The 247-nt window shown below is 57.1% G+C and carries 1 pseudogene; it reads right to left on the reverse strand.

Going from position 1 to position 247, the window contains the following annotated elements:
* Positions 1-247: pseudogene (locus R2R70_RS22285) on the reverse strand (F0F1 ATP synthase subunit beta); the annotation flags it as partial.

Raw genomic sequence — 247 nt, forward strand, 5'->3', positions numbered from 1 at the left:
CGGTGAATACTTCTGCCACGAAGAACGGCTGGGACAGGAAGCGCTGGATCTTACGAGCACGCGCTACCACCAGTTTGTCTTCTTCAGACAGTTCATCCATACCCAGGATGGCGATGATGTCTTTCAGTTCCTGATAACGTTGCAGGATGGACTGAACGCCACGCGCGGTGTCGTAGTGTTCCTGACCAACCACCAGCGGGTCCAGCTGACGGCTGGTGGAGTCCAGCGGGTCAACGGCCGGGTAGAT

The sequence above is a fragment of the Cobetia sp. SIMBA_158 genome, from assembly GCF_046566945.1.
Taxonomy (GTDB): Bacteria; Pseudomonadota; Gammaproteobacteria; order Pseudomonadales; family Halomonadaceae; genus Cobetia; species Cobetia amphilecti.